This is a genomic window from Coraliomargarita algicola, assembly GCF_033878955.1.
Lineage (GTDB): Bacteria > Verrucomicrobiota > Verrucomicrobiia > Opitutales > Coraliomargaritaceae > Thalassobacterium > Thalassobacterium algicola.
In genome coordinates this window covers 1252068-1270197 of the sequence record NZ_CP138858.1, presented here as the reverse complement: position 1 = coordinate 1270197, position 18130 = coordinate 1252068, and the positions used below count along the sequence as shown (strand labels likewise).

General features: G+C 52.5%; 13 protein-coding genes. All 13 read left to right on the top strand.

The annotated features are described in order from the left end of the window. The 13 genes from SH580_RS04885 (at position 1) to SH580_RS04825 (ending at position 17964) form a co-directional block, all read left to right on the top strand. Positions 1-1386, top strand: coding sequence for a sulfatase (locus SH580_RS04885; protein ID WP_319833892.1), 1386 nt, complete (start codon positions 1-3; stop codon positions 1384-1386). Positions 1387-1390: 4 nt separating this feature from the next. Then, positions 1391-2932, top strand: a complete 1542-nt coding sequence (locus SH580_RS04880; protein ID WP_319833891.1) for a sulfatase family protein — start codon at positions 1391-1393, stop codon at positions 2930-2932. Between the two features lie 89 nt (positions 2933-3021). Next, positions 3022-4017: a family 43 glycosylhydrolase gene (locus SH580_RS04875; RefSeq protein ID WP_319833890.1), complete on the top strand. Its 996-nt coding sequence runs from the start codon at positions 3022-3024 to the stop codon at positions 4015-4017. 210 nt (positions 4018-4227) lie between these two features. Further along, entirely contained in the window at positions 4228-5031 is an 804-nt protein-coding gene (locus tag SH580_RS04870; protein ID WP_319833889.1) for a hypothetical protein, read from the top strand. A 314-nt stretch (positions 5032-5345) separates the two neighbouring features. Beyond that, entirely contained in the window at positions 5346-6356 is a 1011-nt protein-coding gene (locus tag SH580_RS04865) for a family 43 glycosylhydrolase (RefSeq protein ID WP_319833888.1), read from the top strand. Positions 6357-6402: 46 nt separating this feature from the next. Beyond that, positions 6403-7866 (top strand): sulfatase family protein, encoded by a 1464-nt coding sequence (locus SH580_RS04860; RefSeq protein WP_319833887.1) that lies wholly within the window; start codon positions 6403-6405, stop codon positions 7864-7866. Between the two features lie 93 nt (positions 7867-7959). Further along, positions 7960-9801: an alpha-L-fucosidase gene (locus tag SH580_RS04855; protein ID WP_319833886.1), complete on the top strand. Its 1842-nt coding sequence runs from the start codon at positions 7960-7962 to the stop codon at positions 9799-9801. Between the two features lie 156 nt (positions 9802-9957). Further along, complete coding sequence (locus tag SH580_RS04850) at positions 9958-11328, top strand: sulfatase (protein WP_319833885.1); 1371 nt, start codon at positions 9958-9960, stop codon at positions 11326-11328. Positions 11329-11605: 277 nt separating this feature from the next. Next, positions 11606-15022, top strand: a complete 3417-nt coding sequence (locus SH580_RS04845; RefSeq protein WP_319833884.1) for a GH116 family glycosyl hydrolase — start codon at positions 11606-11608, stop codon at positions 15020-15022. Between the two features lie 130 nt (positions 15023-15152). Further along, positions 15153-16676, top strand: coding sequence for a hypothetical protein (locus SH580_RS04840; RefSeq protein ID WP_319833883.1), 1524 nt, complete (start codon positions 15153-15155; stop codon positions 16674-16676). A gap of 166 nt (positions 16677-16842) precedes the next feature. Further along, the gene (locus tag SH580_RS04835) at positions 16843-17100 is read left to right on the top strand and encodes an RNA polymerase sigma factor (RefSeq protein ID WP_319833882.1); all 258 of its coding nucleotides are present in this window, start codon (positions 16843-16845) and stop codon (positions 17098-17100) included. A 44-nt stretch (positions 17101-17144) separates the two neighbouring features. Further along, positions 17145-17477 carry a hypothetical protein gene (locus tag SH580_RS04830; RefSeq protein ID WP_319833881.1) on the top strand — a complete coding sequence of 111 codons (333 nt, stop codon included), beginning with the start codon at positions 17145-17147 and terminating at the stop codon, positions 17475-17477. 1 nt (position 17478) lies between these two features. Beyond that, positions 17479-17964 (top strand): hypothetical protein, encoded by a 486-nt coding sequence (locus SH580_RS04825; RefSeq protein WP_319833880.1) that lies wholly within the window; start codon positions 17479-17481, stop codon positions 17962-17964. Positions 17965-18130 lie beyond the last annotated feature (166 nt).

The window sequence follows — 18130 nt, the reverse complement described above, 5'->3', positions numbered from 1 at the left end:
ATGAAGATTCTGTGCGCTTATATCGTATTTCTGTTGGCACTGGCATCGTTTTCACAGGCGGAGGGCTTGCCGAATATACTCTATATCAATGCCGATGATCTCGGCGTGATGGATGTCGGTTTTAATAATTCCAAATACAAAACACCGAATATCGATCGGCTGCGTTCGGAAGGGATGCTTTTTACCGAGGGCTATGCGCCGGCGGCAAATTGTGCGCCGAGTCGCGCCTGTGTGTTGAGTGGTCAGACCGGACCGCGCCATGGAGTGTATACGGTCAATAGTTCGGAGCGTGGGAATGCGAAAGATCGCAAACTCATCCCGATACCCAATACACTGCACTTGGCCTCGGACAACTTGACGCTACCAGCGGCCTTGAAGGCGGCTGGTTATAAGACGATCCACTTAGGCAAGTGGCATGTTGGCAAAGATCCGCTCGAACAGGGGATCGACATCAATATCGGAGGCGATGATACCGGCACCCCAGCAGGCGGATATTTTGTGCCTTTTAAGCAGGGCTCCATGAAGCGCTACGATCAAGCGTATCCCAAAGGAACCCATCGCGTGGATATCTATGCGGATCAAGCCATCCGATTTATGCGCGAACAGGGGAATGCGCCCTTCTTCATGCACATGGCTTTTTACTCGGTGCACACACCGCTTCAGCCCGTGAAGGAACTGACCGACTCGTATGCGGACACCGGCCTCAACGCAACCTATGCATCGATGGTGGAAAAGATGGACGCGGGCATCGGCCGAATTCTGGATGCGCTGGATGCACTCGGATTGCGCGAACACACCTTGATCGTCTTTAGTTCGGATAACGGCGGTGTCTATAAATTCTCCAGCCAAGAACCCTATCGCTCGGGCAAAGGCTCGTATTTTGAAGGCGGCATACGGGTGCCAGTCGTTGTGAGTTGGAAGGGCCGAATCGAAGCAAATTCGATCTGCGAGGTGCCGGTGAGCGGCATCGATTTTTATCCCACCTTCCTGGAAGCCGCCGGCTTACCCGTTCCGTCAGGCAAGCAATTGGACGGCCAGAGTCTATGGCCCTTGCTCGATCAAAAAGAAGGCTTTCCGAAGCGTGCGCTGTTTTGGCATTTTCCGATTTATTTGCAAAAATATTCCAACAATGACGATGCCCACGATCCGCTCTTTCGCACACGACCGGGATCCGTTGTGCGTATGGGGAAGTGGAAGCTGCATGAGTATTTTGAAGATGGCCGCTTGGAGCTCTATGATTTGGAAGCGGATGTCGGCGAGCGTTCCAATCTGGCAACAAAGTATCCGGAGCAGGCGGCTCGGCTGCATGCACTGCTCAAAGAGTGGCGTGCGCAAACCGGAGCCCCCGTGCCGACTGAAATGAATCCTAAATACAAAGCCGAATAGTCCTATGAATAAATACGTGTGCATTTTGATCACTTGCCTCTTCGGCTCATCTGTTTGGCTTACAGCCGCGTCGAATCAGCCGCCCAATGTCGTGATCATTTATGGCGACGATGTCGGTTATGGCGATGTGGGCGCCTATGGTTCCACCATGATTCCTACGCCCAACATCGATCAGCTCGCGCAGGAGGGCTTACGCTTTACCGATGGTCACTGCGCGGCGGCCACTTGCACGCCCTCACGCTACTCCTTGCTCACGGGAGTTCATGGCTTTCGTCATGGTGTCGCGATTCTTCCGCCCAATGCGCCACTCAGTATTCCTACGGATATTTTGACGCTGCCGAAGCTATTTAAGCAAGCCGGCTATGAGACGGCGGTCATCGGAAAGTGGCACCTGGGGATTGGTGCGGAGGGGACACCCGTGGATTGGAATGGAGCAGTCAAGCCGGGCCCTTTAGAGCTCGGATTCGATCATTCCTTCCTACTGCCGTCGACCAATGACCGTGTGCCCTGTGTGTATTTGGACGGGCATTACGTGCTCAATCTGGATCCCGAGAATCCACTCTATGTGGGCAAATCGCCACGAGAAGTGAACCGTCCGGGGAGCACTCGCTATCCGGACGGAAGAAAGGACAAGGCCGCGATGACTTATTACCGCAGCACACATGGCCATAACAACTCCGTGATCAACGGTATCGGGCGCATCGGCTTTATGGCGGGCGGAAAAGCAGCACTCTGGGATGATGAAACCATGGCTGATGTCTTTGTGGATCAGGCCAAACAATACATAGCCGCGCACAAGGATCAGCCCTTCTTTCTCTATTTTGCATCGCAGGATGTTCATGTGCCCCGTGCGCCGCATCCCCGTTTTCAGGGCAAGACGGAGCTTGGCTATCGTGGTGATGCGATGGTGCAGTTTGATTGGACCACTGGGGAGATCATGAAAGCCTTGGAAGCGCATGGCCTGAGCGAAAACACGATTGTAATTTTCTCCAGCGATAACGGTCCCGTCTACGATGACGGCTATGCCGACGGGACTCGAATTAATAAATCGCTGGGCGAGTTGGACCGTGGGCATGATGGATCCGGGGTCTATCGTGGTGGTAAGTATCAGATCTATGAAGGTGGCACGCGCGTGCCATTCATCGTGCGCTGGCCCGCCCGGATTCAGCCCGGCAGCTCCGATGCCTTAGTCAACCAAATCGACTTAATCGCCTCCTTCGCTGCGCTGCTCGGACTGGATCTTGCGGAAGATGCCGCGCCTGACAGCCGTAATACACTGGATGCATTTCTGGGCAAGGATACGCAGGGCTTGCCCTTCATGCTGGAGGAGGCTCCGAACGATGCGCGTGCTTTGCGTGTCGGACAATGGAAGTATATTACAGCAACGGCGAAATCCTGGGTCGGCCCGGCGGAACCGGAGCGCTTATATAACTTGGCAGACGATCCTTCAGAGCAAAATAACCTGGTGAGCACTCATCCGGAGAAGGCGCGGGCCATGGCCCTGCAACTGCAGGAGCTGATGGCGGCCGATGGGCTTCGGCAGTAGACGCAGTCGAATTGATCGATCTGACTTTATATTTAGGCTGAGCTCTGACGGCAGGAAAGGATCCATATTTTGATTCTCCATAAACATAAATGAACGGCTTAATCTATATTGAAAAAATGATGCGCAAACGTCGATTCAGCCGACTGTTGGCACTCAGCCTGTTTAGTGTATGCACCGCTGGCTTGTGGGCGGGAAATCCCATTTTAAGAAAGACGGATCCCGGTTTCGCCTATGCGGCGGACCCCGCAGCCGAAGTGTTTGATGGCAAGGTGTATGTCTATTGCTCGCATGACCAGCCTGACGCGAAGAATTACGAGTCGATGAAGGATTATGTGATTCTGGAGAGTTCCGACATGAAGCACTGGGTCAATCACGGCGTGGTCTTGGACCCGCAACTCGATCCGGGCTTTGAGCACTTTCGGTCGAATATGAATGCCCCGGATGCGGCCTATAAAGATGGCTGGTTCTATTGGTATTTTCCCGGAAACGTGAATGAGATTGGGGTTGCGAAAAGCCGTTCGCCGATCGGCCCCTGGGAAGCGGCGACCAGTCAGCCAATCACCCGGATTTTTGACCCCACGGTCTTTGTCGATGACGACGGCCAAGCCTACATCTACGGCAATGATCACTGGCACGATATCGGTGAGCCCGGCAGACACATCATGGGTGCCAAGCTGAAGGACAACATGGTAGAGCTCGACGGCCCCTGGGTGCGCTTGAGCAAAGAAGAAGTCAATGAAGCCGTTCACGTGTTTAAGCGCGATGGGAAATATTACTTCAGTGCACGCGTGGGGCGGGTGACGAAATATTGGATGTCGGATTCCCCCTTGCCGCAATATGCTGAATTGATCGGTGAGCTTGCGCCCAACTCGCCTTATTCACCGAACCATACCTCTGTGATTGAGTTTGAGAGGCAGTGGTATCTCTTTTACCATCGGGGGGATGTGAACGAGGGGAGTCATTGCCGACGTTCTGTTTGTTTCGAGCCTATCACATTTCGTTCGGACGGAACGATCGAGCCAGTAGTTTATACCTTAGACGAAGGCGTGGCAGTGGGCGCTCCGAAGAAAAGACGAGCGAAATAGCATAGAGCTTCGCAGGGGCATGCCACTGAACTTGGGCACATGCATTGTGAGCGCAGTGATCACTGCTGAGTCCGGGGTGACACATCCCACGAGTGAAGGATCCGGGAAATCATGCGTATACGTAATGACCTTCGGATGTTCATCCTGCTATCATTTTTGTATAGTTAGAATTGATAATTCGCTCGCCCTTTAATCACTCTATATAAATTTATGAATACTATTAGTATGCTCTCTTCGCTGGCAGCCTTTGGCTTGCTGGCTTCCTTGTCTAACTCGCACGCTTCCGATGATTGGAAAGCGAATCCTGTGGATAACGATTGGTTGAATGCGAGCAATTGGAACGCCGGAGGCGGAACGAATACAATTTTGCAAGGGGATAATGGTGACAGCACTACAAACCTGTCCGGTGATGCGGGCTCATTGAATGGAGCCGTTAAGGCAGGACTTCAAATTCGAGGCGGGCACATTTTGAATATCCTTTCAGGCGCTAGTTTGAATGTGTCAGGAAATATAAATATGGGTGCTGCGGGTTCAGGCACTGTGTATCAGATTGGAGGCAGTGTCGACGTCGACGATAGCCTGTTTATGGTGGGTAGTGATTCAGCTTCTTATACCATTTCCGGAGGGAGTTTGACTACCGATGGCATCTCCGTGGGCACGTTGGCCGCGTCTACTTTTGCGATTGAAGGAGATACGGCATCCGTCGAGGTGGCTGGAGCACTGAATGCCAATGCCTTTTCTACTTTCGGTTTCACGTTGGGCATGACGGGGGTCGATACGATTGATAGTATTACTACCATGACGATTGTTTCCGGAGCGGGCCTTGTCATTGATGGCTCGTCCTATACCGGCGGTGCGGGAACCATTAGTTTATTTTCGTATAGCGACCTCGCAGATGCGACGGAATTTGCTGAGAGTATTTCCGGCTTCGGCAGCTTGACTGCTGATGTGGTTTATACTGCGACTGGCATTGATCTGGTTTTGATCCCGAGCCTGGCACCTACGCACTTCTAGGAGGTATGCTTGCATTGACTGCGGTCATTATGCGTCGTCGTTAATTGGCAACATCAGTGGGCATGTTGCGGTCAATACAGCTCATGCTTTCATTTTTAATTGAATCCGGCGTTCCATTGTGAGCGCCGGATTTTTTGTGTTGTTTAGGATCAGCCGCCTCAAGAGCGTATCTGCACGTTGTGACGTCGACTGCTGTCGCTGAGAGGTGGCGTATTCACGTGATGTTGAAACCGTGATTATCTGGTATTCTGTATCTTTCAGTTCCCGTCGCTTCGGCAGTTCTGTTACTTGCAATATCCCTCGACCGCACGACTATGTCTCGACTCAATACCCTCGCTCTGCTTTCTGTCAGTGGATTACTGGCGCTGTCCACGTTCGGGCAATTGGCGGTCACCAGTGCGGCTACTGCGGCTAGCGCGGCTACTGCGGCTAGCGCGGCTAGTGCGGCTAGCGGACTCAGTGCGCCGCGGGCCGCAAATCCATTCATTCGGCACATGTATACGGCTGATCCTTCGGCACATGTTTGGGAGGATGGGCGATTGTATGTGTATCCTTCCACCGATGTGGCGGGTGGTCGGGGCTATCAAAAGATGGATGGCTATCATGTCTTTTCGACCGATGACATGGTCCACTGGACGGATCATGGAGAGATTCTGCATTCCCGTGATGTGGACTGGGGCCGAAAGGGCGGAGGCTATATGTGGGCACCTGATTGTGCGTATAAAGAGGGGACCTATTATTTTTATTTCCCACACCCGACCGGGCCGAATGCGCGGGACAGCTGGAAAATTGGCATCGCCACCAGTCAAAGCCCAGCTTCCGGTTTTAAGGTGCAAGGATACATCGAGGGGCTGGAACCCCATATTGATCCTTGCGTCTTCATTGACGAGGATGGTCAGGCCTACCTTTACTACGGGGGATTTGGAGAGCCACTGGTTGCCAAGTTGAAAGCGAACATGGTGGAAGTCGAAGGGCCCTCCATGCGCATGCATGGGCTCGAGGATTTCCGCGAAGGTGCATTTGTGTTTAAGCGCGAGGGGATCTACTACATGATTTATCCCGATAATACGCCGCGTGGGCATCAGATGCGCTATGCCATGAGCGAGCATCCGATGGGCCCGTGGGAGCACAAAGGCATCCTCTTGGACAAGACCAGTTCTCTCACCACGCACGGATCCGTTGTGGCCTATAAAGGTCAGTGGTATTTGTTTTATCACAACGCGGATCTGTCCGGAGGAAAGGTTACGAACCGCTCCATCTGTTTTGATCCGGTCACATTTAATGCGGATGGCACCATGAAGCAGGTTGTGCAAAGCTCCCAGTAAAACTAAGCCCATCCTCGATCAAGTCAGTCTGCATTTCAAATAAATCATGCGATTCAAGTGCCTCATTTCTATTCTATGCTTAACGGTTGTTGCGAACTTATCGGGGGCGGCTCAACCAAATATCGTCTTTGTGCTTTGCGACGACTTGGGCTATGGAGACGTGCAGATCCTCAACCCTGAACACGGGAAAATTCCGACGCCTTCAATTGACCGTCTCGGACGTGAGGGGATGATTTTCACCGATGCACACTCTGGCTCTTCCGTCTGCACGCCCACGCGCTACGGTTTGTTGACCGGACGCTACAGTTGGCGCACCAGCTTACAGCGAGGAGTGGTTCAAGGCTTTGAGCCCTGCTTGATTGCTCCAGAGCGCCCGACCGTGGCCAGCTTCTTGAAAGCGCAGGGCTATCATACGGCCATGGTTGGCAAATGGCACTTGAACTTCCTCTATCTGGACCCCGAAACGCAGAAGCCCATCCAGCGCAAGGGGCGCCATACCCTGGCACCGGTCGGCAGTACCATTCCGGATGGCCCGGTGGATCGCGGTTTTGATTACTATCATGGTTTCCATCATGCCGGCGATATGAAGGGAGTGATTGAGAACGACACTGTCATTGCACATGAAGATGAAATTCACATGTTGCCGCGTCTCACCCAAAAAGCTGTCGAATACATCGATGCACGCGCTCAGGACGATGACGGGCAACCCTTCTTTCTCTATGTGCCCTACGGTTCCCCTCACACGCCGATTGTGCCGACCGAGGCCTGGAAAGGGAAAAGCGGGCTCGGTGACTACGCGGATTTTGTCATGCAGACCGATGCCGGATTCGGTGAAATCCTGGCCGCGCTCGACCGCAACGGTCTGACCGACAATACCTTGGTGGTTTTTAGTAGTGATAATGGCTGCTCCAAAGCGGCGAATATTCCTGCACTGGCCCAACAGGGGCACCAGGTGAGCGCGGAGTTTCGCGGCTCGAAGGCTGACCTCTGGGAGGGCGGGCATCGCGTGCCGTTCATTGTGCGTTGGCCGGAGGTCGTTCAAGCGGGGAGCCGTTCGGATCAATTGCTCTGCCTGACCGACTTCTTTGCGAGCTGTGCGGACATTTTGGATACAAAACTTCCATCAGATGGCGCGGAGGACAGCGTCAGCTTTTTGCCCGCTCTAAAGGGGGAGCCGATTGTATCCACACGCGAGGGCGTGATTCATCATTCGATCAGTGGGCACTTTGGATATCGCATGGGGAAGTGGAAGCTCTTGCTGGCGAGAGGATCGGGTGGTTGGACCAGTCCCAAGGAAGATCAGGCCAAGCGCTCCCGTGCGCCCGTCGCACAACTCTATGACCTGGCGAACGATCCCGGTGAAACCACCAATCTCTATGAGTCGCAGCCCGAAGTGGTTCAGCGTTTGCTCGCACAGTTAGAAGCGGATGTGAGTCATGGACGCAGCACCGAAGGTTCTACTGCGAAGAATGATGTGAAGCAGATCCAGCTTTGGAAAAGCGGTCGCTAAAAACGCCTTTTATCCCCTAAATGCGCTATAGGTGCCTTGCGGGAATTGATGTATGCTTAGCGGATTCTTGTTAATCTGCTAATGATACCTATAATGAAAGATACGTTTTACCTTCGCTTGAGCGCACTGCTGATGGCTCTGCTATTGAATGCATCCACGCTCTCGGCTGTTGAAAAAGAGCAGGGTATGGACGAAATGTGGGGCGAAGAAAAACTCTCAATTCAAGCCACTCACCCCAGCCTAAAATGGTTCACAGAAGATAAATATGCCATGTTTATCCATTGGGGCCTGTATTCGCAAATGGCGGGAGTTTGGAATGGTAAGACTTATTATGGCATCGGAGAGTGGATTATGCACATGGCAGAGATTCCCGTGCAGGAATATAAGGACTACGCCAAGAATTTTAACCCGGACCAATTTGATGCCGTGGGCCTAGTCAAACTGGCCAAAGCCGCGGGGATGAAAACGATTGTGATCACCGCTAAGCATCATGAAGGCTTTGCGATGTTTGACTCGCAGGTCAGCGATTTCACAATCACTAAGGCCACCCCTTACGATCGTGATTTAATGAAAGAGCTCGCTGACGCCTGTCAGGCGGAAGGGATGCGTCTTGGCTTTTATTATTCACAGAACCAGGATTGGACCGAGCCTTATGGTGGTAATTACAAAGGAGAGCGTCCGAAAGGTTATACGCCGGATGATTTTAATATTTACTTCGAGCAGAAGGTGATGCCGCAGGTGGCTGAACTGCTCACTAATTATGGTCCCATTGCGCTGATATGGTTTGATACCCCGGGGAACATGCCAAAGGAGTATAGCGCCCGCTTGGTGGATTTGGTTCAGGGCTTACAGCCGGACTGTTTAATCAACAGTCGTATTGGCGGTGGTTATGGTGATTATGTTTCGCTGGGGGATATGCAAATCCCGATTGTGCGTCCGAAAGTGGACGCTTGGGAGACGGTGGACACTACCAACGATTCCTGGTCATATGCCTGGTACGATCAGAATTGGAAATCGCCCAAGGCGATCTGCGAGCGACTGGTGCGAGTCGTTGCGCGCGGCGGTTCTTATATGCTGAATGTTGGGCCCAAGGGAGATGGTTCACTTCCCGAGCAAGCAGTGGAAAGTTTGACGAAATCAGGCGAATGGATACGTGCACATGGTGAAGCGATCTACGGGGCGGATGCTTCTCCATTCGACCAGGGTTTTAGCTGGGGAGATATCACCACCAAAGGGCAGGAACTTTATTTGCACGTTTTCGAATGGCCTCAAGCGGGCGTCCTGCGCATCGCGGACCTCGGCGCAAAGGTGGTGCAAGCTTCGCTGCTACGGGATGCTTCCGCAGTCGATTTTACACAAGATGGCTCAATCTTGGAGTTGAACCTTGGCTCTAAGGTCGGTCGCGATCTGCCATTGATTTCAGTCGTAAAACTGATTCTGGATCAGCCCGCGCAAGTCACCAATCCGGCGACTCAAATCGATGGGCTCACTCCTGTGACGCTTTTGGCTGAGATGGCGACGACCGAGGGGTGCAAGCACAGTGATTATCGTTGGATGGAGAAATTCGGTGAGTGGAAACATGATTATTTCATCGGTCGATGGGGCTCTGAAGATGCCGTAGCGACCTGGGATATCAATGTCCTCGAAGCAGGCGACTATTTGGTGAGTATCGAATATTCCAGCGAGAATGACGCGGCTGGCTCCGAGTGGGTATTGTCCTGTGGTGACGAGAGTATTACATTCGTGACCTTTGAGTCAGGTTTCGATTCAACGAAATCATTTCAGCCAGGCCCGCCGCGTTACCGTAATTTGAGCGTGACCTTGGGAGTGCTCAATATACCGAATGCTGGTCTCAATCAATTGCAGGTCACCCCGCGTCTTCTTAAAGGAGAAGGGATCGGCTTAAAAGGAATTCGCATTGAGCCGTATCGTTGATCTTTCTGATTGTAATATCCCGTATATCCAGCTTTGCGGGGTGGCTTTGTATGGCTTATTCAAGTGATAGACGAGCATGCTCGATTTGCTGTATAGTGGTGCATGATTGAGTCGGCATGTTCGACTCTGTGATACCATTTAACCTCTACTTACATTTTGAAAGCGAAGAATCTTATTCAAGTGATTGCATGGCTGGGAGTCGGCTGTAGTTCATTTCTTAGTGCGGCCAAGCAGCCGAACATCGTATTCATCATGGCCGATGATTTAGGGCCGGGATGGGTGGACTTTGATGGTAGCCACCCGGAAATGCATACGCCTAATTTGGAGCGTCTTGCGGATACCGGGATGGTATTTAATCAGGCTTATGCAGCAGCCACGGTTTGCTCACCGACTCGTGCGGCCTGCATCACTGGGATGTCGCCCGCTCAGATTGGACTGACGACGCATATACCAGGTAGAGCAGGTAACGAGCGTCCCGCACCTGATGGCGGCCCGCGGGATGCAGAATTCGTGAAGCATCTCCCTTTGGATTTGCCGAGCTATGCGCGTGAGTTGAAGAAGCTTGGCTATGCAACCAGTTTTATTGGTAAGTGGCACCTGGCTGGGGAGGGCTCACATGGCACCAAGGATGGCATCGTCGATAGTCGCTATCACCCTGAACATTATGGCTTCGATACAAACATCGGTGGATGTGCCTATGGGCAACCGAAGTCGTGGTTCGACCCCTACAAAAATGGCACGATCGAAAATCGTAAAAAGGGGGAGTATCTAACGGATCGCTTGGGTGATGAGGCTGTCTCATTCATTGAAGCCAACCAGGATCAGCCTTTTCATTTATCGCTCTGGTTCTATTCCTTACATACCCCGATCAAGGCACCGAGGGATTTAGTCAAAAGGAATGGGGGCAATGCGTATCTGGCAATGCTGGAGAGTATGGATCATGCGATCGGTAAGGTGCTCGATGCGCTGGAGGCGACCGGAACCCGGGATAATACGATGATTGTTTTCTACTCGGATAATGGAGGTTGGAAGCCTACCTCCTGGTTGAATGACAAGAAGGGATCTTTGTTGGAAGGTGGTATTCGGGTGCCGATGGCGGTCAGTTGGCCTGGTGTCATTGCCGGGGGCAGCACAACGGACACCCCAGTGACCACGATGGACTTTTTTCCAACCTTTGTGCACGCAGCAGGCGGCTCTACACAAGCGATCACTCAGCTAGAAGGCCTCGATTTGAAGCCTCTATTTGAAGGGGGCGAATTGGAGCGTGATGCGCTCTATTGGCACTATCCACACAATCGTCCAGATGTGAAATATTACATGGGCAGTTCCATCTTAGTTGAAGGTAAGTGGAAACTGTATGCGGGCCTCGGCACCATTCCTGATGCGCTTTTTAATGTCAAAGACGATCCGATGGAGACGAATAATGTGCTGTCGGATCAACCCGAACTGGCTGAGCGTCTGCGTAAACGCCTCAACGGTTGGCTGACTCAAGTAGATGCTAAAATGCCTCAATCGGATGGCATTTAAGATAATTATCTTAAGAACGAGTCGAAGCGGAATGGCGCGGGCTTAAGAAGATATACGGTAAAAAGCTGGAGGCTTCGCTCCGTCGCAACCGCCGATAGCTCGAAGTGTTTAGACGTTCCTGCGGCATTGATGGAGCATTGCTCTCCAAATTCAGCATACATTGACCAACTTCTGTTTCAGACTGCCAAATAGTTAGTATACGTGATATACAGCTAGCCGCCTTCTAAGTAGTATTTGACGTAGAGCCTATTTTTAACGCCCTAAATTGAATATCCCTATGACCCAATCAAAGCTTAAGTCTTTTTCGTCCTCGTCCAACTTTTCACTAGATATTTCACGTCGCCGGTTCTTAGTGGCCGCAGGTACCTTTGCCGCTGGTATGATGGCGGGGCCGCTTATGGCCGCAGGTAGTCGTGAGTCCTATGCGCAGATGCTGCGACAAGATCGCGCCCTGCGTGGTTACTGGCGTTTCGATGGCGATCTGGTCGATGTGTTGGGGAAGTCGCAAGCAAAGGCGAGCGGAGCCACTGCGTTTACTAGTGGTGCGATGGATGGCAAGGCGATCAGCCTGGAGCCGAATGCTCCGATTTTGGTGCCGGGTGCCGACAAATTGAAAGGCCGCGCCACTACCCTGGAGCTCTTCTTTCGAGTCGATGCGAAGCCCAGTGGCGAGGGTAATCCCGTCATCATTGCGCAGAGCAATGGCAAGGCCGCGCTTTTCGTGATCGGGGTGAAGCATGACCTCTCGGGGCTGCTTTATCAGAATAATAATGGCATGGTCGTGACGGAGATCAACCTGCCGACGGATCAGCCGATCGAAGTGGGGCGCTGGTATCACTTTGCCCTGACCAGTTTTGACCTGGATGTGCGTGCCTACATTGATGGCTACGAATGCAGCCTCGTCGGCGGTGCGTATGAATATACGCGTAAGGGGCCCAAGAAAACCACCATGACGCTGGGCAGCACGCCGGTGAACAATGGTTGGGGCTCGACGCATATTTCGATCGACGAAGTGGCGTGTTATGCCCGTGGCCTGACCGCTCCGGAAATTCAGGCGCACCTCGCAGTCGCAGGTCCGAAGTGGCAGAAGCATTTAAAAGAGACGGGAGCGATCGTGTCTGCGGTCGAGGCCAAGCGTGATGCGCTGCGCGACGCCAAGGCTCAGGCGATTTTGAATGATCCCGGCTTAGTGCAGCACGGTGAGTCGACTCTCTACGAGGGCGAGCGCCTCGAAGCGATTAACTTTATGGTCGGTGGCATTGGTGCCGGCGCGATTCAATTTAATGGCAATGCCGAGCCCGCCATTTGGCAAATCGGCTGCAACTACGAAGAACATCGGGTGGAAGATAGCTTTCTTGCGGTGCGTGCCCAAGCCGCGGGCGGTCAGCCGCTCGTGCGTGCTTTGCAGACCAAAGCCGCCGGTGCTTTTGCGCCGATGAAGTCTTTGAAGTTCATTGGTGAGTATCCATTTGGACAATACAAGTTTGAAGAGCCGGCACTTCCGGTGGAGGTCGAGTTGGAAGTTTTCAATCCCTTCATTCCCATGAATCTGAAGGGCTGTGCCATCCCTTGTGCCATTTACACGGTCACGGCGAAGAACACCTCGAATTCGAAGGTGAAGGCCGACGTTCTGGCGGCGCAGAAGAATGCCCTCGGTTATAATGAAGGCAAGGGCAAGGGAGATTACAAATATGGCAGCAATCAGAACGAAGTCCTGAAGCAGGGCGAGACTACCTTGCTGCACATGACACGTTCGGGCAACGATAGCGCGGACATGGTGCTGATGACTCTAGCTGCGGGTGCTTCGGGCACGGCGGAGTGGGACGTTTCACAATCCCTGCAGCGTGATTTGGTCACTTCCGGCTCGCTTGATGGTGCTGCGAAGTCGAAGGTGTCGCCCGACGGACAATCCGTTAACGGCGCGCTCTCCGCGCCGATCGAACTGGCGCCCGGTGAGACGATGTCAGTCACCTTTGTGCTGACCTGGTATTTTCAAAACAATAAGCATGGCTCCGGCAAGATGATCGCTCTGGAGGGCGAGGGGCGTTCAAACAGTGTTGGCTGGAGCGGGCAAGGTCACAACTATACCAACTGGTGGTCCGATGCCATGGGTGTCGCGGCTTACATGCAGGACAACATTGAAGACCTCACTGCGCGCACGCGTCTGTTTCACAAAACCTTGTATGCGTCCACGCTGCCAGTCTGGTTGCTGGACCGCATGAGTTCACAGTTGGCCGTCTTACGCAGCCAAACTTTCTGGTGGGCCAAGAACGGCTATTTGGGCATGTGGGAAGGTTGTAATGAGGACGATGGTTGCTGTGCGGGTAATTGCACCCACGTCTATCACTATGCGCAAGCACACGCGCGCCTGTTGCCGGAGATGGGGCGTCTCATGCGTGATCAGGACTATGAGCGTCAAACCGAGAAAGGCGTCACTCCCTATCGCCATACCAACAAGGTGGGGGCGGCTGATGGTTTTTACGGCACGATTTTAAATACCTATCGCGAGCATCTTTGCTCCAAGGACGACAGCTGGCTTCAATCGGTATGGCCCAAGGTCAAGAAGGGCATGGACTGGAGTATCGACTACTGGAATCCGAGTCGCGACGGCTTTATGGAGACCACGCAGCACAACACGCTGGATGGTGACTTCTCCGGTTGCTCCTCCTGGATCGGCAGCATGTATCTGGCAGCGCTCGAAGCCGCAGCGCGCATGGCCGACATCGTCGGCGATCGCGCAGTCGCAGCTGAATACCGTAAGATCCGTGAATCCGGCAAGCAGCTGCAAAACAAGCGTCTCTGGAATGGCGAATATTACATCCAGGAACCCGGCAAGAAGCGTAGCCAGGACTATCTCGACGGTTGCCATATCGACCAGATCCTCGGTGAATGGTGGGCCGATCAAGTCGAGATCGACCGTTGCTATCCCAAGGAGCGTTCGCGTCAGGCGATGGAATCCTTGCTCAAATACAACTTCCTGACCGATTTTCACGGGCACTCGCTCAAGCCGCGTCAATACTGTGAAGTCACCGATGGTGGCATGAAGATGATCACCTGGCCGAAGAATCCACAGCCGATTCCCGGTATGAAATATGGCGACGAGGTGATGACCGGTTTCGAATACAGCGCCGCTGTCGCTATGATTCAAAACGGTTTACTTAAGGAAGGCCTCATGGTGATGAAGGTCATCTACGACCGCTACAATGGACGCCTGCGCACCAAGGGTGTGTCCAATGTCCGCAACGGCCCCTGGGGCTACTCTGGCAATCCATTTGGCGACGATGAGTGTGGTAAGTTCTACGGACGTTCACTCAGTGTCTGGTCCGCGCTGCTCGCACTGCAGGGCTTCCATTACGATGGGCCGAAGGGGGAAATCGCCTTCCGCCCCGTGCTCACTCCGGAGGATCACAAGAGCTTCTTCACCGCAGCCGAAGCTTACGGCCTCTACTCGCAGCAGCGCAGCACCAGCGAACTGAAAGCCACGCTCAATGTCTCCGAGGGCGAAGTCAGCCTGAGGAATGTGATTCTGAATGCTGGCGAGGGCCAGCAAGCCAAGTCCGCGCAAGTGAAGCTGGGCGCTCGTACCCTGCCTGCCAAGCTTGAGAGCAACGGCAGCGATTTACGCTTGGCCTTCCAAAGTGCCATCGTGCTCAAGGCCGGTGAAGTGCTCGATATTCAAGTGAGTTTAGTATAAGCGTTCTTTACTCACCCTCTCGGCTCAGTCCTAGTCAGAGGGGGATTAGAGGAGGTAGAGTGAGTTTATTTACCCATTTAGCACGTTAGCTTGCCAAGTCTTCGATGAGCGATCAGATCTTGTTAGATCTATGATATTACCTGCTGGCTTATTTACCCTTCGTCGTCTCGCAATGCTGGTCCTTGCCTGTGCAACGGGCAGTCATCTGCATGCCACGACTTGGTCAAAGACTTACTTGGCGGCTACTTCCCCTATTTTTGATGCAAACGGGACACCTGTTCTCGATGAATTCGGCGATCTAGTGCCTAGCATTCCTTTGAATTTTGCTCCTAGCGTGCGTATCAATGACGATGGCTTTCATTACGTTTGGTTGGAAATGTCCGCTATGGCTGAACCTCCAGAAATAGATACGACTACTGGACTTCCGATACTCGGGCAGGACCATCGTCTGGGAGTCGCTACAAACTCAGGGGCTTGGTCGGTCGAAGCTGTGACTGATCTTGCGGAGAACACCGATCAGCCACATTTTGCGGACCGCTTGGATGGGGTATTGTCGCTTGCATACTGGCGCGAAAATTTGCTCTATGTGGATACATTGGAACAAGCGGCGAACACGCGGCTGACTTTACCGATTCAGAAAATGTCTGGAGCTGTCGCGATCGATGACAACGGCGGGGTGCATGTGGCTGTGATTCGCGCGAACTATGAATTGTGGTTGTATTACTATGATCAAACGTCACTGACATCCATCAAGGTTTCAGATGGGCCGGTTTGTTCCGTTTCAATTGCAGCAGGGACGAATGATACCAGTCATCTAGTCTACTCAACTTTTTCGGAAGATGTTAATTTTAATCAGCAGTTGGATGATGGCGAAGATTTGAACAACAACACGCTATTAGATGAGACTTCGGCCCAATTGATCTATCAACGTATGGATGCGGGGAGCTTGGATTTTAGTGACGTGATCATCAGTGATACTCTAATCAAAATCTGTCATTTGGATTTACATAATGCGAACAGTTCCGGTCTGTGCCTTGCCTACGCCGATCCTGTTCGGAACTTGGTTTGCATTGCGAGCAAGGCTAGTTCCGACGCGGCTCCATGGCAGTTCCAGATCGTGTTGTCTCAGGTCAGTAATTTCGCCTCGGTGGCTCTGGCGCAGAACGATGCATCCAGTACCAGCGGCATCGACTATGCCGTGTCCTATATTTCGGGCGACGGTAGCCAATTATTCGTCAGTGAATCTTCTGCTGGAGTCTGGACGGAGTCTTTGGTTGCTGAGAACACTTCTGGCGACTATTTTCGAGCGACGGATTTAGGCTTCGGTGCGGATGGGCAGCCTGTGGTGCTGGCATCCGAAAAGGCAGCGTCTATGTTTTTAACGGGATATTCGAAGAGCGCTTTGCCGAGTGTGTTTGTCACGGAGGTGGCTGCGATTGAGATTCGATCCGCATATGTATTAGAGTGGGCGGCGCCTGCCGAGAATGTGCTTTCTCAGACGCTTCAAAGCACCACTGATTTGTCCGACCCGAATTCGTGGTTAGATGTGAATACCTCCAGTTCGTTTTTTGATGACGAGCGTGACAGCTATAAAATGTTTGTTGAACCCACTGGTAATTCTCAGTTCTACCGAGTGTTGTCGGTGGCGGAGTAATATGTCGTTCTTTTTTTATCAATGATGGTGCGTCGGCGTTTTTTTATCTGAGGAAAGGGGGCATCCTTGCAGCATTTTAAGAAGCATTCTATATCTGAAAGAACTTGAGATTTACTGTGCCCTCGCCGATGCTTTCGTTGAACCCTATAAATGCCCCTAGCTTTAGATGGAATCGACACGCTACACCCTGATACAACGAGTCAAAGACCCGAAAAATGGGCATGCTTGGACATCTTTCGTTGAGGCTTACGAGGGGTATATTGATGCGGTTTTGTTACGAGTGGGGATTGGCCGGGACGAAGCCAAGGATCTTGGCCAGGAGATTTTACTCAAACTGTGGAAGCAATTGCCAAGCTTTGATTATCAGCCGAATCGGGGCAAGTTTCGCAGCTGGCTATATCAAATTATTCGGAATACCGCTTAATCGTAGAGATAAAGCGCATTCGAGAGGATTTGGAGTAAACCACAATGGATGAATCCACCGATCACTCGCAGTCTAAGCGAGCGCGCTTGGTTCAGTTCTACGATGCGGAGCTGAATCTCTCTGACTTGCTTTCCGAGGAACGTTATGTCGGGCATGAGTTGATTGATGCCGGGGCGATCAAGGAAGTCTATAAAGTGACGGACACGCATTGTGCACGGGAGGTGGCTTACGCTAAGATCCGGGACGGTGTCTTTAGTCCGAAGCACGCGATCGATTTCATCCGTGAGGTGCAAACCACCTCAGTTTTTTTTATACGATCGAAGACCACGACGTCATTTTCGGTCAGCCCCGTGCAACGATCTCGGGAGCTTCCGTGACTTGGTGGGCGGCACCAGCGATGATTCCGTGACGGTGCAGGTCTTCCATAATGCAAGCGAACTCTTTAGCGCGACAGGTTCGGCCGGTCGTCTGACAGAGACCGACGGCAGCTTCGCTCTCACTGCTCTCAAAGTCGCCGCCGGAGATACGCTCAGTTTTGTGGTTGGTAGTCACGGCGGAAGTGTGGGCGATGAAGTGGCGCTCAATGTGTCGATACAATTTGAGCGTGAAAGCAGTGTCGAAAGCGGTGATCTGGCCTTAGGTATTCAATCGGATGCAGCCTGGGCGGAAGGCATTGCCAGGCTGCAATTCAGCGGCGTTCCCGGCTTGAGCTATCAAATTGAAAAGAGCTCGGATTTAGCTGACAGCGATGGCTGGACCGTAGTCGACACGATTCCTTTTTTGCCTGCCTCTCTATATGATGTCTACCTTGAGTCAGATGAGGAACAAGCGTTTTGGAGAATTAGCACAGTGGATGTGGAGTGATCGGCAGCGATTGCTCTGAATGAATTACACTCATCTCAATTTTTAGGCACTCCGAGAATCACCTATATAAGTGATAGCGCTCGCACTGCTATTCGGTTATACTGCCAAATTCTGAAAGGCTAAGCTGAAACAGTCTGTCACAAGCTGTACGCTGGCCACCTCGCTT